The organism is Vibrio sp. OPT20 (assembly GCF_963889365.1).
Taxonomy (GTDB): domain Bacteria; phylum Pseudomonadota; class Gammaproteobacteria; order Enterobacterales; family Vibrionaceae; genus Vibrio; species Vibrio splendidus.
On sequence record NZ_CAWPOA010000052.1, the window covers coordinates 85,260 to 103,702 of the forward strand.

The window sequence follows — 18,443 nt, forward strand, 5'->3', positions numbered from 1 at the left end:
ACATTAAAGCCGGTTACCCAGTTTAGCCTGTGCCAAATGGTAGCCTCTGTCTATCATCTCTTGTGAGCGATCGAACTCTAAGGTGCCACAAGCATTACGTGGGATCTCAAGCGTAATATCGGCGGGATAAGCGGCCAGTTTCTGGCGAGCAATGGTCGATTGCATCGCATCAAACGCTTGGTTGGCAATGTCGTAGGCAGCAAAATTGAAGCTCATTTTACTTTTTACACTGCTACCGAGATTATCGATAAAGTGAACAACCTTCTCATGCAGGTTACTCTCTTTTGTTGGTAGGGAAACCGGTATCACTTCCTGTTGAAGCATCTCAGGTTCACCACCTAAGTTCACAGCCAGAGTAAAGTCTGTCTTATCACTAAAGGTAGGCGCAATCGGTACGGGATTGAGCACTCCTCCATCAATCAGCACTTCACCATTAATGACATGTGGAGTGAAGAACAGTGGCAAAGAGATGGAGGCGCGAATGGCATCAAACAGAGAACCGGATTGCAGCCAAACCTCTTTTTCTTCGGCGACGTTGGCAGCAACTGCGGTATAAGGGATAGGCAGATCTTCAATTGAAATCTCGCCGATCAATCCACGCAGTGTGTCGATGATCTTGTCCCCTTTGAAGATACCACTCGATTGCCATGAAAAGTCCAACATCATAGCCATATCCGATTGGTCGATACTGGTGACCCACTTTTCAAATTCATCCAACTTGCCCGCAGCGTAGACACCACCGATAAGTGCGCCAATTGAACAGCCAGAGATGGATTTTATCTGATAGCCATGCTCGATTAACCAACGGATGATTCCAACATGAACCAAGCCTCTTGCGCCACCACTGCCAAGTACCAATGAGACCGTTTTTGCCATCGTATTAATCCTTTAGTTTTTAATTCTAGGGGAGCTAACTCGCCGATTTACCAATTCGCAGATCTCAACTCACTGAGTCACTATCAGTCCATACGGGTAATGAAGGTTTGCTCGTCATCCACAAAAGCCACATAGTCGCCGTGATAGATAAACACCCGACCACGCCCTTCCACTATACACGCTAGCTGTGGGTTCAAATCTTCTTCAAGATTTTCACTTTGATACGTGCCGGTATCGGTGATCACACCGCGGAGTTTAGGCAAAAATCCATAGCTACGCTTGGCTTGATCAATCAGGCTCAATTCACTGGTGGTAGAGAAGTAAGCTGGGATGGGACCAGCATCTTCAATAAACATCGGTTTCAGTTCTTCAAAAGCTGTAATCACCAGCCAGTCGATGCCGTTTACGTGATGGATAAACATTGTTTATAAATACCTAGTTTCTCGATAGTTCTGATGCGGAGATTCTAACACTATCAGGGGCCAAACGTAGGAGAAATTGAGTTACTAGAGACAATCCCTACCCCTGCTTATCACCCAATATATCCAGCATAAAACCGGACCAGATAGTCACGATCAAATCACACCAGAACGCAACCAAGCATGCAGCCAAACGTAAGTCGTTGGACTTTTTTCTGGGCCTTTAGAGTCGAACCATTTGTTGTTGAAAGTGACTTTGTTATTCCTGAAATCAAGAGCCTACCAATAAACAGACACATACTATCTACAGGGTCTAATACTAGTCGTCCGACTCTACGACTAATGTCTAACCGACTGAGTCTATTTGTTTTTTTTGGTTTGGTATAAGGTACTAACAACTGAATGTTAATGAATTTTTAATTATAAGTTGACGCATTGTTTACACTTCATGCCGTGAGTCAACAACGTTTGTTGGAATAACACACCTCAGAGTGTGAACGAAAGGAATCAAAATGAGCACTACTTTAGAGTCCGCACATATACAAACAGAGAAGCCTCAAGCCAATGAGGATGAACTCACCTATGAACAACAACATAAACCAAGATCGGAATTTGATTCCCGAGAACAGTATCTAGAACACGAATTGCAAATTATGTCGCCTAAGCGCTGGCGTCCAAATTTGCCGTTTAAAGATTATCGATTTGAGATAGAAGACACCATCCCAGCGATGGCGGCGACCATTGGTAAAGTGGTTATGGTGGGCGCTATTGCAGCCACCTTTGCTGGGGCTCTCGGATTAAATGAAGACTTCATTCTAGAAAACGTTCGTTATGAACTCCTCATCGCCTCTGTTTTCATTATTATTTTCTCTGGCTTCCTGTTGCCGACCGCGAACCTCGCAGGTACACACGGTCCACTCATCCCGTTAATTCCAATTGTGGTTGCAGCAGGCGGACACCCTATGGCGTTTGGGTTATTGATTGGCGCTTTTGGCCTCATCTTAGCCATCAGTAAAGGTGGCAGCATGTTGGCCAACCTCACCAGTAAAGGCGTATGTGGCGGATTATTGCTCTACCTTGGCTTTGTTGGAACCGCTTCTCAAGTGAAAAAGCTGTTCGCTTGGGCTGAGGGAATCGGCATGAGCCATATCGCTTTTGTCGTGATCTTTTGCACCATTATTTTGTACGCGCTATTGGAACACTTCCGTAAACGTTGGTTAGCCGTCCCTCTTAGCTGCTTGCTAGGCGGTACGATTGCATTTGCCATGGGTGCCCCATTCGCTTTCCACACTGAGCCAGGCTTACCTAACATGAACCCTATGTATTGGTGGGGAGAAGATACAGGTTGGATGTTAGGCCTACCAACGATTGAGCACTTCATGGTGGTATTGCCGTTTGCAATTTTGGCTGTCGCTATGTGGTCTCCAGATTTCTTAGGCCATCAAGTATTCCAAAAGATCAGCTACCCAGAGCGTACCGAAAAAGTACACATGAACATCGACGACACCATGACCACGGCTTCAATTCGTCAAACGTTCGGTTCTCTGCTCGGTGGTACTAACTTTACTTCTTCATGGGGTACTTACATCGTACCGGCGGCGATTGCTAAACGCCCTATTCCTGCTGGCGCGCTACTCACAGCTCTGTTCTGTATCATCGCCGCAGTTTGGGGTTACCCGATGGATTTAGCTATCTGGCAACCTGTACTGTGTGTGGCGCTGATTGTTGGGGTATTTGTTCCATTGCTAGAAGCTGGCATGGAAATGACGCGTGAAGGAAAAACCACACAGTCGGCTGCTATTGTTGTGTTCTCTTCAGCGCTCGTTAACCCTGCATTTGGCTGGGCTCTCACCATGCTGTTGGATAACTTAGGCTTAGTCGGTTGTAAAGAACGCAGTAGTGAACTGAGTAAAATGAGCCGTTGGGTGTTGCCTGGCACTATGTTTATTGTGCTAAGTGGTGTGATGGCGTTGGTTGGCCTTCTACCGGGAATTCCAGCGATTATCCCAAGCTTTCGCTAGGCTCGATTAATATCTAGTTTTAGTCGGAACACAAAAAGGCCTCGCACACGCGAGGCCTTGTTTTATCTATCAAACAGTTACAGCTATTCTATATCAACTACAGCGTCCTACTTCACTGACCTAATCGCTTTCATCAACGTTGCGTGAACGATTCTAGTAAACCAAATCCTCCCCCTCTAGCTCCCCCTCAAATGGAGTTCACCGATCTCTTTAGACATACGATCGAGGGGGAGAATATTCTTTGTCGCTGAACACATGGCAGCACTTGTCACGATCAGTATTCAGTTCCTCCCCTTTTCCCGTTACCAACAAGAAATTAGAGATGTAAAACAAGGGGAGGTTAGGAGGGGATTATCGGTCAAGCCTCATATGCAATTGATTCAAAAGCAATAACGCAATTTGTTACAATGCCCATAATTAAAGGATGGTCTTATTTCGCTATACTCCGCTCCTAATTCCAGAAACAGATCTAACCTCAATGAATATATTTAAAACCTTAGCTCTTTCTATCACACTATTTTTAGTTGGCTGTGCATCTGGTTCAGCAATATTAGTCGGCGAAGCAAGAGACCCAATTACACCTCAAGAGGTTACGCTTTATCTTGAAGCGCCTGAGAACTATGAAAAAATAGCTTTAGTTGATGCATCTAGTGATGCAGGCATGACAAAACAAGGCTCCATCGACTATGCAATCGAAGAGTTAAAAAAGCAGGCAGCTAAACTAGGAGCTAATGGTGTTTTACTTCAAGCGACAGGAAGCAACAACTCTGTAGTCTTGGGAGGCGTCGGCACAGACTACCAATACTTAATCCCTATTTCAGAACAGACGGTTAATGGAATAGCAATCTACACAGAGTAGTTAGTATTGTTCAAGTTAGCTGTCTCGTCAGCACAAACACAAAAGGCCTCGCACACGCGAGGCCTTGTTTTATCAAAGTTCCAACGAACGATCACAGAAATAATTGGCGATGGTAAACCAACTTAACTCGAGAGCCATTCATCCAATACTTTGATGAATTTAGGATTAATGAGATAACCGATAGAAGCATGGGGATTGCTTTTTCCGTTGCGAATATTGAGGTTGTAGACTGGATGGATATCTTTCATTCCACCGGGTATCAGATCCAGTTTGAGCATATCCTTAAAGTCATTTCTAATTTTGCTGTCATGAGAGATAAAGTCATCTTCTGCCGATATGTTTATCCATTGCTGAATGTTTAAAGGGTACTTTTTCTCATCTTTCAAGCGACTCCCTTTTAGCCTATCTTTTACGTTTTCATCTCCCAACGGTGACCCGAGCGTAAGCAATAAGTTGACCTTCTTGTCCGCACCATAGTCGTGTCTATACTCTCCGTAATGAGACAGCTTCCATAACACGTCATAACTGATCATCGACCCGAGACTGTGCGATACAATCATCACATCATCTTGATTATCGAGCGCTTCCTTCAGTTCAACCATTAGCCTATGCCTAACATCGCTGCCAAAATAGGTATCTTCATACCAATAATGCGCCATGTCCGGCGCGACCTTGGTTATGAGTGTCTCAGCCACTCCCAGCTTTCCAAATAGTGACGAAAAAGTATCTGCTAACGCCTCTTTTAGAAAACCAATTTTAGATACCTTGTTATACGTTGTTTTATTGAACTGGCTTGTCTTGTACTTTTTGAGTTCAGACAGCGCTTGTTGTCGACTTGCAGGGTCTTCCGTTGGTTTCTCTAACAATGTGTTCGATAGTTCACCGTAATAGACAAACCGTTTATCGACATCTTTAAAAGCTTGTAATGAACTTGAGTATCCACAATCTCGCTGCAAGCCATGTTCTATAGCCTCGTACCAGAGTGCTTGAAGGGGAGCTTTATCGGGCTTTTGAGCGCGACCATGAATGAATATTATTTTCTTAGCCATAGCAGGACGTCCTAAACACATAGTTAAAGTGATTGTCAGTAGAAAGCACCACTAGATTCGGTCAGCCCTTACCAATAACAGTGGTGCTGATTACATATCTAGGGGTGGTTGATAGAGCATTTATATAACTATGAGGCTGTCGTTTAAGGACCATAAACGAGTGAAAGACGCGGGTATGACTCGCAAATTGAAATGAATGTATCTAGCAAAACCTCCAACTCACAAAAAGGCCCCGCACACGCGAGGCCTTAGTTTTATCTATAGAATGATTACATCCATATTTTAACAACTACAGCGCCTTACTTCACTGACTGCATCCCTTTCATCAACGTTGTGTGAATGGTTCTAGTAGACCAAAGCCTCCCCCTCTAGCTCCCCCCTCAAATGGAGTGCACCGATCTCTTTAGATAGACGGCAGAGGGGGAGAACATTCTTTGTCGCTGAACATATAGCAGCACATGTAGCGATTGGTATTCAGTTCCTCCCCTTTCCCATTACCAACAAGAGATTGGAGATGTAAACCAAGGGGAGGTTAGGAGGGGATTATCAGCCTATTCTCACGTGTAATCACCCGACTTCACTGACTTAATCGCTTTCATCAACCTTGTGTTGAACTGCTCTGGTTGCTCTAGCTTTGGGAAATGGCCTGAGTCTTCAATGTAGTAAATGCTGTAATCCTTGATGTATTTCTTGTTCGCTCCTAAATCCGTCAACCTCAAAATTTCTTGCTAAAAAGGTAGAAAAGTTTATAGTATTTTTTAGATAGAGTTGAGAATCGATATGTCATTACAGAAAAAACAATCCAAAGTATCACTGAACATCAAAATCTCATCAGACTTAGATGTTCGTCTTAAACGAGCGAGAAAAGCAGCGCGTGAACAGGGCTTAATGTTCAACGTATCTCAAGAAGTTGAAAAGTTTCTTGAGAAGGAAATAAAGAAAGTGGAACGCCAGCTATCAATCGATGAAGAGATTAAGAATAACCTCGAGGATCTTGGTGGGCTTAATATAGATAAAATGATGAAATCAATGGATTAATCAAAACACTAACATATTGATTAAGCTGAATTTAAAAAATGACAAAGCGTGGAGATGATTATGGGCACAATAATTGGACTGTTAATTTTGGCTGGTATCAGTGTATTCCTAAAGCGTCAAACGGGGCTTCATTTGCATGAGTGGATTGCAAAGAAATATAAAGACTCTCAAGACAACAAGTAAACGGCTCTCATGAGAATGACAGAAGCCATTATGTTACCGATTTGGCTTCAAGAACACTTGTACCAAACATAGGGGAAATGAGAGTAAGCGCTGCTGTCAGCTCAAGAACACAACAGACCCATTTCTTCTGTTGTGGAATCTTAATTTACCTTGTGCGGATATCTACAAGGTGTTAATAATTACCCCTATGAACAAAATTTACCTAAACGCAAAAACTACCACTACCACCATGAGGTTACTCAGGAGGTAGTTTTTTGCGTCAATAAAAGACCTCTGAGTGATTCATCGCCAGAGGTTTTTTTGTATCTAGGCTTTGTATTTCACTCAGAATTAACTGGAGATAAATATGAAGACACAACGAGAAATCACCCAGCAACTTATTCCGCTTCGTGCCGCTAAAACTAGGGATGATCTGTTGGCCTCAGAACAGACAAGAGATAACAGTGAATAAGGTGTCCTTAGAACATTTGGCAGCATGGCTTTTATCAAACCTAAGATAATAGATGCTCGTTCTAAGCGAATTAAAACTAAACTTTAACTATCAATAGTAGATAAAAATTGACACTCAGTTAGGAGAAGACATGCAAAAGAAAGATGATAATGAACAAGTAAGTCCCGTTTTATCCCAATTTGAAGAAACTGCTGTTATCTCTGACTCGGCACAAGTAACCCCGATTCTTGTTTACGGTAAGCGTCATATAAAAAAAGAGAAACTTGCTGAATTTAAGTATGCGTACCAAGCGCATTCAAAGTCAGCTTACGAAGAAAACCCAGACATTAAAGCAATCTTTGCCTTTCCTGATACAGAAGATCCTTTGGCATACTGGCATATTTTATGGGTCCGAAGCGCCAGTACGTTTAACGATTACTTGTCTCGCTCTACTCAGGCAGAATCGGTGTGGGATACGTATGATTACTCGCCTGAAAACCTAGACACATTAACCGTGTTTGGTGGGTGGAACGAAGAAACAAAAACCCGAGCGAAAGCAGATTCGGGCGTAAAGTACGACTTTAAGAGCAGCCTTGCCGGTTTCATGAAACCTGATGGCGGTAGGGAAGAAGGTCCTCCGCTGTTTGGATTTACGACGCGTTATGTGAAGCTAGGACAAATACAGAATTTAGGTACGTCATTCGAGAGCGTATGTGACATGTGGCACCAGAAGATTCCTGGTATTTTGATGGCAGCGGTCTTTCCGGACGACGACACGCCCAACTTGGTTCATGACTTGAGAATATTTGCCAACCACAAGTCTTACTTAGCGCATGTCGACAAGTCTGACAATTTGCTAACGGAAGCAATGGCAGTATGGTTTGAAAATTACGACACCAGCATTCCGTTCTCTGGGCAACTTTACGCCGCTAGCACAAAGGATGAGGCGCTCCATACCAGCTCGATAAAGTCGAGTACCACACCCAGAGCCCAACTTGAAACATTCCATTTCGGCGAAGATGGTATGTTAGGACAAATGCCGAATATGACCCGGAACGACTAGCCACCCACTCAGTATCCATCTGTCTGCTCTATAGGATGAAGACCATGAGATCAGTATTGTGAAAGACAGTTCTGGGATTCGACCAAAACCTCCGACCAACAAAAAGGCCCCGCACACGCGAGGCCTTAGTTTTTCTATCGACAATTACATCCATCATTTAACAACTACAGCGCCCTACTTCACTGACTGCACCCCTTTCATCAACGTTGTGTGAATAGTTCTAGTCGACCAAAGCCTCCCCCTCTAGCTCCCCCTCGAATGGAGTGACCCGATCTCTTGAGATTTAAGAATGAGGGGGAGAACATTCTTTGTCGCTGAACATATAGCAGCACTTGTCACGATCGGTATTCAGTTCCTCCCCTTTATCGTTGCCAACAAGAGATTGGAGATGTAAACCAAGGGGAGGTTAGGAGGGGATTATCAGCCTATTCTCACGTGCAACCGCCCTACTTCACTGATTTCACCGCTTTCATCAACGTTGTGTTGAACTGCTGTGGTTGCTCTAGCATTGGGAAGTGGCCTGAATCTTCAATGTAGTAAATACTGTAATCCTTGATGTGTTTCTTGTTCGCTTCTGAATCCGTTGGCCATAGTCGAGCGTTAACCAATATTACTGGCACGTTCACGTTCTCATACACTCGGTGTGCTTCGCCTGTCACGTATTGACCTAGATAATGGCGGAACTGGTTTATCGCGATAGCTGGCGGTGCTGAGGCCATGTCTTGCGTTACCCAGTAAAGTAAATCTGCATCTACGTCTTTTGGTAGCGAGTCTTTCACGAACATAGTAATGCCCGCTTGGAAGTCTGCTTCAAACGGTTTGGTCATTACATCTAGGTCACTTTGTGAAACGGCTAGTGCGACGTTTTGCGATGTATCGACACCAATAATGCCCTTCACTCTTTTCGGCATCAGTTTAGCGGCTTCTGCAATCACACCACCCGCCATGGAATGGCCGACTAAGATGACGGATTCGAGTTGTTCTTTCTCGATTACGGCTTTGATGTCTTCAGCGAACGCTACCATGGTGTACTCTTCGCGGTTGAACGACGAGTTACCGTGCCCGGCTAAGTCCATGGTGATCACTTGGTACTGCTTTGCAAACTCACCCACTTGGTGTTGCCACAGCCTGCTGTCTAAGCTCCAACCGTGAATGAAGATCAGCGCCGTTTCCCCGCTGCCACTTTTGCCATACGCAATTTGCTCACCATCGTGAGATATCGCAATACCATACTTAACCGTTGAGTCATGAGCCATGGCATTAAAGCTACTAAGCGTCATGAATACCAAGAGTGTGATGTTTAGAATTAAACGTTTCATAGTGTCTCTCTACTTACTTTGGAGGGAACACAGAAAGCATCCCTCTCAATCAATATAGCCACTATAAAGTGTGAAGTTGTAGACGGGTCAATGATAGCTTGAAGAAAAGTATAAATAAGCTTGGATCTAAAATGATTCACCAGCTTTGGTTACACTGCTAGCTGTTTCGCTTAAAAGATTCGATAACATCAATCAATTATCGAGAATATTCCTAACTAACTCCCTGTGTATGAGCTAAAAAATCGATTGAGTTATCATAACAATAGAATCTTTTAATGGTTGATTTATATGTTACTAATTACAATGCTACTAGTTTATTAATTAGGACTCATACAAATGCAATCAAGCTTGTATCGCTTTAAAGAATTCATCCACAACTCTTATGAAGAGTTAAGTGAAGGTGAATTGAAATTTGCAAATCTTATTCTGAATAACTTTGAAGAAGTGGAAAAAATCGGCACAGCAGCAGGAAAAAGAGCAAAATATATATCTTCAATTTACGATAAAATAGCATGGCCTCCTGCGACCAAAGAAACAGCTTTTGAAGACAATCAAAACAACAATATCCAGAGACTCTCCTCTATAGATATCCAAGGATTTCGTGGTTTTGTGAACAATGAAACCTTCGACTTATCGAAAAAGTACAACTTCCTTTACGGACCTAACGGTACTGGCAAATCAAGTTTTTGCGAAGCTTTAGAGTTCTCTCTGACAGGGAAGATTAACGAAGCAGAGAGTAAAGGGTTTAAGATCAAACCGTATATCAAAAACATGTACTGTAAATCCTCAGCAGTCACACTTAAAGTCATCAATCCTCAAGGGGACGTCGTAGATTTGGCTGAACCAAAGAGTGGACACGAGTTTATGTTTATAGAACGAAACCGTATTGAGGGTTTTGCTCGTGTTTCCTCTTATACTGCATCAGCACAACAACAAAGATTGTCTCTATTGTTTGGCCTTGAAACGTTCAACAATTTCTGTAATGGCTTTAGCGATTCGATAATCAATTATATCGACCTCAAAACTCCTGTCTTAGACAAGTATAAAGAAACAGTCCTCAAAATAGCACAAGCTCAACAAGCTATCAGCAGAAAAGAGCAAGAACAACAAGAGCTTAATAACAAAAAAATTGGTCTGTTATCCGGTTACCCTATGTGTGAACTAGCATCAGACCTTATTGCGTACTTAAGCCCCGATAATGGCTTAATAAAAGAAAAACAGGACTCAATTTATAAATATAACAACATTAAGCTTCATAACGTTAAGCCTCTTGAGAGCCTACTTACTGAACTAACAAATATTGATAATGACTTGTTAAACTACGAACGAACAAGAAACGACATTGAAAATAGTTCATCTAAAGTCGAATTCCTAAATTTGTACACCGCTATAAAAACCATCGCTTCATCCAAGGATACTGAGCACGATTGTTGCCCAGCTTGTGATACTCCTTTGCACCAAGTTAAAAACGACCCTTTCCTTAAATCCATAAAACAACTTGTTTTACTTAAAGAACTTTCTGAAAAACAATCACTAATGTTGTCTTTGCGAAAAAGAATAGAGTCAGCTTGCAATGTATCTAACCAGAAACTTTTAAATCACAATATACAATCAACCATCGATTACGACCTTACAGATACTGAGCAAGGGATTGTTTTTCAAAACACCCAAACCTCATTGAAAAATACAAAATTATTGGTCCAAAAGAAAATAGAAGAGTTAGAAAATCAGAACCTTATAAATAAACCTTTGGTTGATAGTGTTTCAGCAATGACATTGGAGTTAAAAAAACTCAACCATGACTTAGGTGTTGCAAATCAATTATCAGCGTTATTTAAGCTTCACATAAAAGATATCAAAGATATTCGCGAGCAAATAGTTGTTATCGAAAAAGAAAAATCTATGTTAGAGAACAAACTACAACTCGAAGAAAAGCGTCTAGCAAAAAATAGTACCTTTATTGCAGATTACTGCACCTTTATTGGTAAGCTTAAAAAGTACAACTTAGAACTCCCGTCTGTTCTTTCGGAATCTTTAAGTGAACGTGTACTGAAAATTTATAACTTAATTAATAACCACCCTTACGACCATGAAATACTTAAAAGTTTGTCTCTACCTAGAAACTCTAGTGAGAAGATAAATATAGAATTTTATGATGGGAATAAAGATGACGCCCTTCGAATTCTAAGCGAAGGGCATTTACGTTGCTTAGGGTTATCGATCTTATTGGCAAAAAACATACATGATGGGCACAACCTAATAGTTTTCGATGACGTGGTAAATGCCATTGACGATGAACACCGCTCAGGTGTTTTAGAAGCAATATTTTCCGATCCTGACTTAAGCCAAAAACAATTAGTAATCACTACACATGGTGAAGATTTCCTCAAACGATTAGAGAATCGAATCCCATCGAAGGATGTAAAGGTTAAGTTGAATCGCTATGACTTCAAACGCAACTTGGATCAGAGAACAATCTTAATAAGTTCTAATGATTTTCGACAATACATAGTTAAAGCTCAGTTAGCACTAATGGAAGGTAAAACCAAAGATGCACTGATGGAAAGTAGAAGAAGTTTAGAAGGTTTAACTAACGAACTATGGAAACACATTGGAAAACAAAGGCTAGACTCGAGTGTTTCAGTTCAGCTTCGCCAGCCCGGAGGCTCCCCTGATCTTTATGGAATTGTTTCTGGGTTGATAAAGTCACTAAAAGAATTTGAGAAAAAACCTGGATTCTTTGGATATGTTCCTATCAAACAAATCTTGATGGATATTCAGGGAATCAGCCAAAAGCACAATGTAACTTGGCAATTGTTAAATAAAGGTACGCACGAAGAAGATAGAAATGAAGAGTTTGATGAGCATCAAGCCGCTGCTCTACTGAAACAACTCGAAGCATTAGAGTCTGAGATTTTGGATTACAAAAAGCCGACACCGGTAGTTTCTTAGCCAACAAGTATATTTATTGTAAATACAAATCGACTACAGAAGTCGAACTATTCTAGTTCGACTTTTTCTCACTAATCTCAGCCAAATAGACAAATTGCTCAGTAAAAAGGGACCTCTTATATAAATTCCTGAAAGTCTAATAGATAATAAAAATACACTTTATGGTTATTAACAAATTATTTCTCATTAACGAAGCATATAATATCTAAAGAGCTTCTATGTTGTTGCTATCCCAATACTTTGTGAATCCTTTGGCTGTAAACTTAATTTTCTTAAACTCCCCTCCCAAGCTAGTCTCAATGCTCACAGAATTTCTATCTTTAAATTGCTGAACTATAAACTCCAGACCTTCATCGGTTTGAGGTCTGAAGTAAACTAAAGGAGGAGTTTGTTCCGTTTCACCAACACAAAAACCCGTCATTTTCACAGGTTGATTATTAAACTTATGAACTGAAGTCCCTTCAATCACATGCTGTCCTTCATTATTAAAATCTTTTGTTTTGTTATAATTACAAACCGGTCTCATTCCATCATTAATAATAAAGTAATTAAAGAACATTGTCAGATTTCCGCTACTATCTCGACTTATTTCGGCAACACTAACCTTACCAGATTCACTTTTCTCGTCAAAAGTAAACATTGTTACTCCCCCCTTTGACCAATAACTATCAGGTGCTTCAGTCCATGATAATGAGGCAAAAACATTGAAACTAATGAACGAACAAAATATAAAAATTATTTTTATCATAAATAAACAGCTCTACTCTTGTACTTAAATTCGGAGTTATGGCTATTTTAACTAATAATAAAAACCATTTCAGATAGACGCATCTTAAAAGATAGATTTTTTGTTTCAAAGTGTTTAATAACACAAAAATCAAGCCTTTATATTTGTTATAGGTGCAGTGATCTGTTGAAATGCAGTGTAAAGATATGCAACATGACAATTTTCAATTTATACCCAAGCAGAAACTTATCATAATATCTAAGTGATTCTTATTTCTTCAATTTTCAAAACAATGCAGTTGTAGCAATCATGAAGCAAATAAGGGGGAATTTAATACTTAGCTTCGTTGCACAAATAGAACACTATAACTACTTCTTAATGTAGAAATATTGAAGACGCGACAGGAAAAAGGCATGATTTCATTCACAATATGTTGGCCAATACAGTCGATACACATACAAAAAAGGCCTCGCAATGCGAGGCCTTTGGTTTTTCTATCTATCAGAAGAGATTAGTCGCGAAGTGCTGCGCCGAATTTCTCTGAGATTGAAGCTACGATAGCATCTACTGAACCAGCGATGTCTGCATCTTCAAGTGTGCGCTCTACAGACTGTAGGCTAAGTGCGATTGCTAGGCTCTTCTTACCTTCTTCAACGCCTTGACCAACGTAAACGTCAAACAGTTTAGCGCCTGTTAGGAATTCGCCACCAGCAGCGATACACGCTTCTACGATGTCGCCAGAAGCGACTGCTTCGTCAACAACAACCGCGATATCACGACGGTTTGCAGGGAACTTAGATACGGCTACTGCTTCTGGAAGCACGCGAGTGTTGATAGCTGCCCATTCGATTTCGAATACGATAGTACGGCCGTTAAGACCAAACTTGCGCTCTAGCTCTGGGTGAACAGTACCAATGATACCCACTTCTTTGCCGTCTACTACGATAGCCGCAGTTTGACCTGGGTGAAGTGCTGGGTGCTTCGCAGATTTGAAGCTGTATGCGATTTCGTTTGCAGAAAGCTCAAGAACGGCTTCTAGGTCACCTTTAAGATCGAAGAAATCTACAGTGTTAGTTGCAATGTCCCAGTGCTCTTCGCCACGAGTACCAGAGATAACGCCCGCAAGCATCATTTCTTGGCGCATGCCGTTTTCAGCTGTTGCTTCAGGGATGAAACGTAGGCCTGATTCGAATAGACGAACGCGAGACTGTTGACGCTTCTGGTTGTGAACAACTGTGTTTAGAAGACCTTGGATTAGGCCAAGACGCATTGCTGACATGTCCGCAGAGATTGGGAATGGCAGGATTAGCGGCTCAACACCAGGTACAACAAGTTTCTGCTGTTCTGGTTCTACGAAGCTGTATGTGATTGCTTCGTGGTAGCCACGGTCTACAAGAAGGTCACGAACGCGCTTAAGCGGTTGGTTAGCTTCTTTGTGGTCATTCATTTTAAGTGCCGCTTTAGGCGCTTGGTTTGGAATATTATCGTAACCGTAGATACGACCTACTTCTTCAATTAGGTCTTGCTCGATTGCGATATCAAAACGCCAAGATGGAGACGTTGCCGTCCAGCCAGCATCTGTGCTTTCAACTTCACAACCTAGGCGAGTAAGAATTTCCACTACGTCTGTAGATGGGATTTCGTGACCTAGTAGGCTGTCTAGCTTAGCGCGACGTAGAGCAACTACGTTTGCTTTAGGAAGATCAGCTTCAGATTCGCTGCCGTTTACTGGTGCAACTTCACCACCACAGATTTCAACTAGAAGCTGTGTTGCACGCTCCATAGCTGCTGCTTGTAGCGTTGAATCAACACCACGTTCGAAACGTAGAGAAGAATCTGTGTGAAGGCCGTAAGCACGTGCGCGACCACGGATGTGATCCGGTGCGAAGAATGCAGCTTCAAGAAGTACGTCTGTTGTTTCAGTAGTAACACCTGAATCTTGACCGCCAAAGATACCAGCGATTGCTAGTGCTTTGTTTTGGTCTGCGATAACAAGTGTGTTGCTGTTTAGTTCAGCTTCGTTGCCATCTAGAAGTGTTAGCTTTTCGCCCTGCTCTGCTAGACGAACCACGATACCGCCTTCGATCTTAGCTAGATCAAATGCGTGCATTGGTTGGCCTTGCTCTAGCATCACGTAGTTTGTGATGTCTACAACTGGGTCGATTGAACGGATACCACAACGGCGCAGTTTTTCTTGCATCCAGATTGGAGATTCCGCTTTTACGTTTACGTTCTTAACCACACGGCCAAGGTAACGTGGACAAGCATCAGTTGCTTTGATTTCAACAGATACTGTGTCTTCAATGCTTGTTGCAACAGCTTCAACTGTTGGCTCTGTAACGTCTGCGCGGTTTAGTACGCCAACTTCACGAGCAAGGCCACGGATGCTGAAGCAGTCTGCGCGGTTTGCTGTTAGGTCTACGTCGATAGTTACGTCGTTAAGCTCAAGAAGCTCACGTACGTCCATACCTAGCGTTGTGCCTTCTGGTAGCTCAAGGATGCCGTCAGACTCTACGTCGATACCTAGCTCAGAGAAAGAACAAAGCATGCCGTGCGATGGAACGCCACGTAGTTTTGCTTTCTTGATTTTGAAGTCACCAGGAAGTACTGCGCCAACTGTTGCTACTGCTACAGTTAGGCCAAGACGACAGTTAGATGCACCACATACGATGTCTAAAAGCTGTTTATTTCCATCAAGATCGGCTTCACCAATATCGATTTTTGTAACTTGTAGTTTGTCTGCGTCTGGGTGCTGACCGCACTCAACCACTTTACCTACTTTAACGCCGGTGAATTCACCAGCAACAGGTTCTACATCGTCAACTTCCAAACCAGCCATAGTGATTTGGTGAGCTAGCTCTTCGCTGTTAATTGCAGGTTTAACCCACTCGCGTAGCCAAGATTCACTGAATTTCATAGTTTTGACTGCCCCGGATTACTTGAATTGTTTAAGGAAACGAAGGTCGTTCTCGAAGAACGCACGAAGGTCATTTACGCCGTAACGAAGCATCGTTAGACGCTCTACACCCATACCGAATGCAAAACCAGAGTATTTCTCAGGGTCGATGCCAACAGAGCGAAGTACGTTAGGGTGAACCATGCCACAGCCTAGAACTTCTAGCCATTTGCCATCTTTACGTTTCACGTCAACTTCAGCTGAAGGCTCTGTGAACGGGAAGAATGAAGGACGGAAACGCACTTCAACTTCTTCTTCAAAGAAGTTACAAAGGAAATCGTTAAGAATGCCTTTAAGTTGTGCGAAGTTTACGTTCTCATCAACTAACATACCTTCCACTTGGTGGAACATTGGCGTGTGAGTTTGATCGTAGTCGTTACGGTAAACACGACCCGGAGCAATGAAGCGGAATGGCGGTTTGCCGTTTTCCATCGTACGGATTTGAACACCAGAAGTGTGCGTACGTAGCATTAGATCAGGGTTGAAGAAGAAAGTATCGTGATCAGTACGAGCTGGGTGATCGTCTGCGATGTTTAGTGCATCAAAGTTGTGGAATGCATCTTCGATCTCAGGGCCAGACTCAGTGCTAAAGCCAAGCTCACCAAAGAACTGTTCGATACGCTCAACTGTGCGAGTAACTGGGTGAAGACCACCGTTCTCAATGCGACGACCTGGTAGGCTCACATCGATAGTTTCTTCAGCTAGTTTCGCTTCAAGCTCTGCACGTTGTAGCGCGTCTTTGCGAGCTGCGATCGCTTGTTGAACAGCACCTTTCGCTTTGTTGATCTCTTGACCAGCAGTGCGACGCTCTTCAGGTGGAAGTTTACCTAGGCTTTGTAGTTGAAGAGTTAATTCACCCTTCTTACCTAAATACTGAACTCGCACTTCATCAAGTGCGACTAACGAATCTGCTGTATCAATAGCAGTCGTTGCATTAGCAATGATCTCTTCTAGATGTTGCATCATTTCCTCATCTACCAGTTGGTAGTGTCCGTATCGGATGATTAGTTTTTTTAGATAGCTACACATAGTAATCAAACACGCTACCAATGCCAAATTGAATCGCTAAAAGAGCAAGTTATTGACTAAAAACACGGCAAATTTAACAGGATATTAATGAGGAATAGGAAGAAGTGGAACAAATACCGGTTCCACTTGTTTATTTTAAAGTGAGTAGCGATCAAAGACTAAAGCGAGCGGTGTTCTAGATCTGAAGTGAACGGTACTCTCGAACTCGAGTGAACCGAGCTCTAAATCTGAATCGAACAAACGCTGTTTTTGCCTGCGTTTTTCGCTAAATAAACGGACTCATCAGCGGCTTTAACCAACTCATTCATGGACTCGAATTCTTGGGTTATTTCAGCCACACCGACACTAATACTGCCAATCCAAACTTGATGACTGGTTTCAACCTCTAATTCAGACACTTTCTGTCGAGTCGTTTCCGCGATGTGCATGCCACCTTTGAGGTCGGTGTCAGGGCAAATAACCAAGAACTCATCGCCCCCTAACCGACACACAATATCATCATTACGGAACGTGTTTTTCAGTTCACGCGAGAGGGTTTGTAGCACCAAGTCGCCTGCATCATGGCCACTGGTGTCATTAATGCGCTTGAAGTTGTCGGCATCAATCATAATGCACACTAAAGGCATACCAAGTTCTTTGGAGTCTTGCCAATGTAGCGCTAACTGTTTAAAGGCACTACGGCGGTTAGGCAAATGAGTGAGTGAGTCTGTTAACGACAGTTCTTCAAGTTTCTTACTCGCTCGTTTCAATTCTGCAGTCCGTTCCTCAACTTTGTCTTCGAGTAACTGGTTGAAGCGTAACAACTGTTTGTTTCGTTCAGAGACTTGTTCAAATAGGCCATTAAGCGCCGCCAACAGCGGGACAGTCGAAGAGTCTTGCTGCTTTTCTTCTGCTTCAAAGGCTTGTAGAGGTGTTGCACCCTCTTCTATGGCGACCATTTGTCGCACCATGTTTTGGTCGATGCCGAGAATGTGGTAAGTAAGCCAATGGATGAGGAAGTCCAATAACTGCCGTGCTGACACCTGATCTTCTTCTAAGATGAACGCTTGCATACTGTAGATATCTTGCATAAATACACGATGCACTTTGATGTGTTCTTCAATGTGTAACTCATAGACACCACAATCTCTCATCAAAGATTCTTCTTCTTTAAAGTGAAATTCTGCATAGCGCGCGAGTTCGAGTAAAGCGATGTTAATGTCGTCTATAGAGATAGTATTCTCTGACAAAAGATTTCCGTAGTGGTTGATAAAACCAACAAGGTATTGATGTTGTTCATCTACAACACCAATGCCTGTTTCAAAGTTTTTATCCCAATTAAATAAACTCATAGATCCCTTAGGGCCGATACCACCAGCACAATTTACATGCATATTCGGAGGTTATAGATACTCGAAAAATATAACCATCTTACCTTTGGGACTATTCGATTATTTGCTCTATTTTATAAAAAGATGACATTGAACATTCTAAATATAGCGCGTCTTAAATCTGAGACGCCCCCTTTAACAAGAGCGCCCCA

14 protein-coding genes and 1 pseudogene are annotated in these 18,443 nt (G+C 42.4%); 6 read left to right on the top strand and 9 right to left on the bottom strand.

Annotated features, from left to right (window positions below):
- Positions 1-3: 3 nt before the first annotated feature.
- Complete coding sequence (locus tag AACR09_RS10470; protein WP_017083392.1) at positions 4-876, bottom strand: patatin-like phospholipase family protein; 873 nt, start codon at positions 874-876, stop codon at positions 4-6.
- Positions 877-959: 83 nt separating this feature from the next.
- Positions 960-1,298: a hypothetical protein gene (locus AACR09_RS10475; protein WP_004734781.1), complete on the bottom strand. Its 339-nt coding sequence runs from the start codon at positions 1,296-1,298 to the stop codon at positions 960-962.
- Positions 1,299-1,807: 509 nt separating this feature from the next.
- Here AACR09_RS10475 and AACR09_RS10480 point away from each other — a divergent pair.
- Positions 1,808-3,316 (top strand): DUF3360 domain-containing protein, encoded by a 1,509-nt coding sequence (locus AACR09_RS10480; RefSeq protein WP_004734780.1) that lies wholly within the window; start codon positions 1,808-1,810, stop codon positions 3,314-3,316.
- 478 nt (positions 3,317-3,794) lie between these two features.
- Complete coding sequence (locus AACR09_RS10485; protein WP_048664828.1) at positions 3,795-4,175, top strand: hypothetical protein; 381 nt, start codon at positions 3,795-3,797, stop codon at positions 4,173-4,175.
- 122 nt (positions 4,176-4,297) lie between these two features.
- Here AACR09_RS10485 and AACR09_RS10490 read toward each other — a convergent pair whose 3' ends face one another.
- Both AACR09_RS10490 and AACR09_RS10495 read right to left on the bottom strand, forming a co-directional pair.
- A complete protein-coding gene (locus AACR09_RS10490) occupies positions 4,298-5,224 on the bottom strand; it encodes a hypothetical protein (protein WP_193834923.1) in 927 nt (308 codons plus the stop codon).
- A gap of 557 nt (positions 5,225-5,781) precedes the next feature.
- Positions 5,782-5,934: pseudogene (locus tag AACR09_RS10495) on the bottom strand (alpha/beta fold hydrolase); the annotation flags it as partial.
- Positions 5,935-6,004: 70 nt separating this feature from the next.
- Here AACR09_RS10495 and AACR09_RS10500 point away from each other — a divergent pair.
- The 3 genes from AACR09_RS10500 (at position 6,005) to AACR09_RS10510 (ending at position 7,938) form a co-directional block, all read left to right on the top strand.
- The gene (locus AACR09_RS10500; protein WP_017085640.1) at positions 6,005-6,262 is read left to right on the top strand and encodes a hypothetical protein; all 258 of its coding nucleotides are present in this window, start codon (positions 6,005-6,007) and stop codon (positions 6,260-6,262) included.
- Between the two features lie 60 nt (positions 6,263-6,322).
- Positions 6,323-6,445 carry a hypothetical protein gene (locus AACR09_RS10505; RefSeq protein WP_265575697.1) on the top strand — a complete coding sequence of 41 codons (123 nt, stop codon included), beginning with the start codon at positions 6,323-6,325 and terminating at the stop codon, positions 6,443-6,445.
- A 581-nt stretch (positions 6,446-7,026) separates the two neighbouring features.
- The gene (locus AACR09_RS10510) at positions 7,027-7,938 is read left to right on the top strand and encodes a hypothetical protein (RefSeq protein WP_193834924.1); all 912 of its coding nucleotides are present in this window, start codon (positions 7,027-7,029) and stop codon (positions 7,936-7,938) included.
- 446 nt (positions 7,939-8,384) lie between these two features.
- Here AACR09_RS10510 and AACR09_RS10515 read toward each other — a convergent pair whose 3' ends face one another.
- Positions 8,385-9,257, bottom strand: coding sequence for an alpha/beta fold hydrolase (locus AACR09_RS10515; protein ID WP_193834925.1), 873 nt, complete (start codon positions 9,255-9,257; stop codon positions 8,385-8,387).
- Positions 9,258-9,593: 336 nt separating this feature from the next.
- Between AACR09_RS10515 and AACR09_RS10520 the strand changes: the two genes are divergently transcribed.
- Positions 9,594-12,209 carry a hypothetical protein gene (locus AACR09_RS10520; protein WP_193834926.1) on the top strand — a complete coding sequence of 872 codons (2,616 nt, stop codon included), beginning with the start codon at positions 9,594-9,596 and terminating at the stop codon, positions 12,207-12,209.
- A 205-nt stretch (positions 12,210-12,414) separates the two neighbouring features.
- Here the strand turns inward: AACR09_RS10520 and AACR09_RS10525 are convergent, their stop codons facing one another.
- The 4 genes from AACR09_RS10525 to AACR09_RS10540 form a co-directional block, all read right to left on the bottom strand.
- Complete coding sequence (locus AACR09_RS10525; RefSeq protein ID WP_017092597.1) at positions 12,415-12,849, bottom strand: hypothetical protein; 435 nt, start codon at positions 12,847-12,849, stop codon at positions 12,415-12,417.
- Between the two features lie 598 nt (positions 12,850-13,447).
- On the bottom strand, positions 13,448-15,853 hold the full coding sequence (pheT, locus tag AACR09_RS10530) for a phenylalanine--tRNA ligase subunit beta (protein ID WP_193834927.1): 2,406 nt from the start codon (positions 15,851-15,853) through the stop codon (positions 13,448-13,450).
- Positions 15,854-15,871: 18 nt separating this feature from the next.
- Positions 15,872-16,855 (bottom strand): phenylalanine--tRNA ligase subunit alpha, encoded by a 984-nt coding sequence (gene pheS / locus AACR09_RS10535; protein ID WP_004734764.1) that lies wholly within the window; start codon positions 16,853-16,855, stop codon positions 15,872-15,874.
- A gap of 287 nt (positions 16,856-17,142) precedes the next feature.
- Complete coding sequence (locus tag AACR09_RS10540; protein ID WP_416222633.1) at positions 17,143-18,294, bottom strand: GGDEF domain-containing protein; 1,152 nt, start codon at positions 18,292-18,294, stop codon at positions 17,143-17,145.
- Positions 18,295-18,443 lie beyond the last annotated feature (149 nt).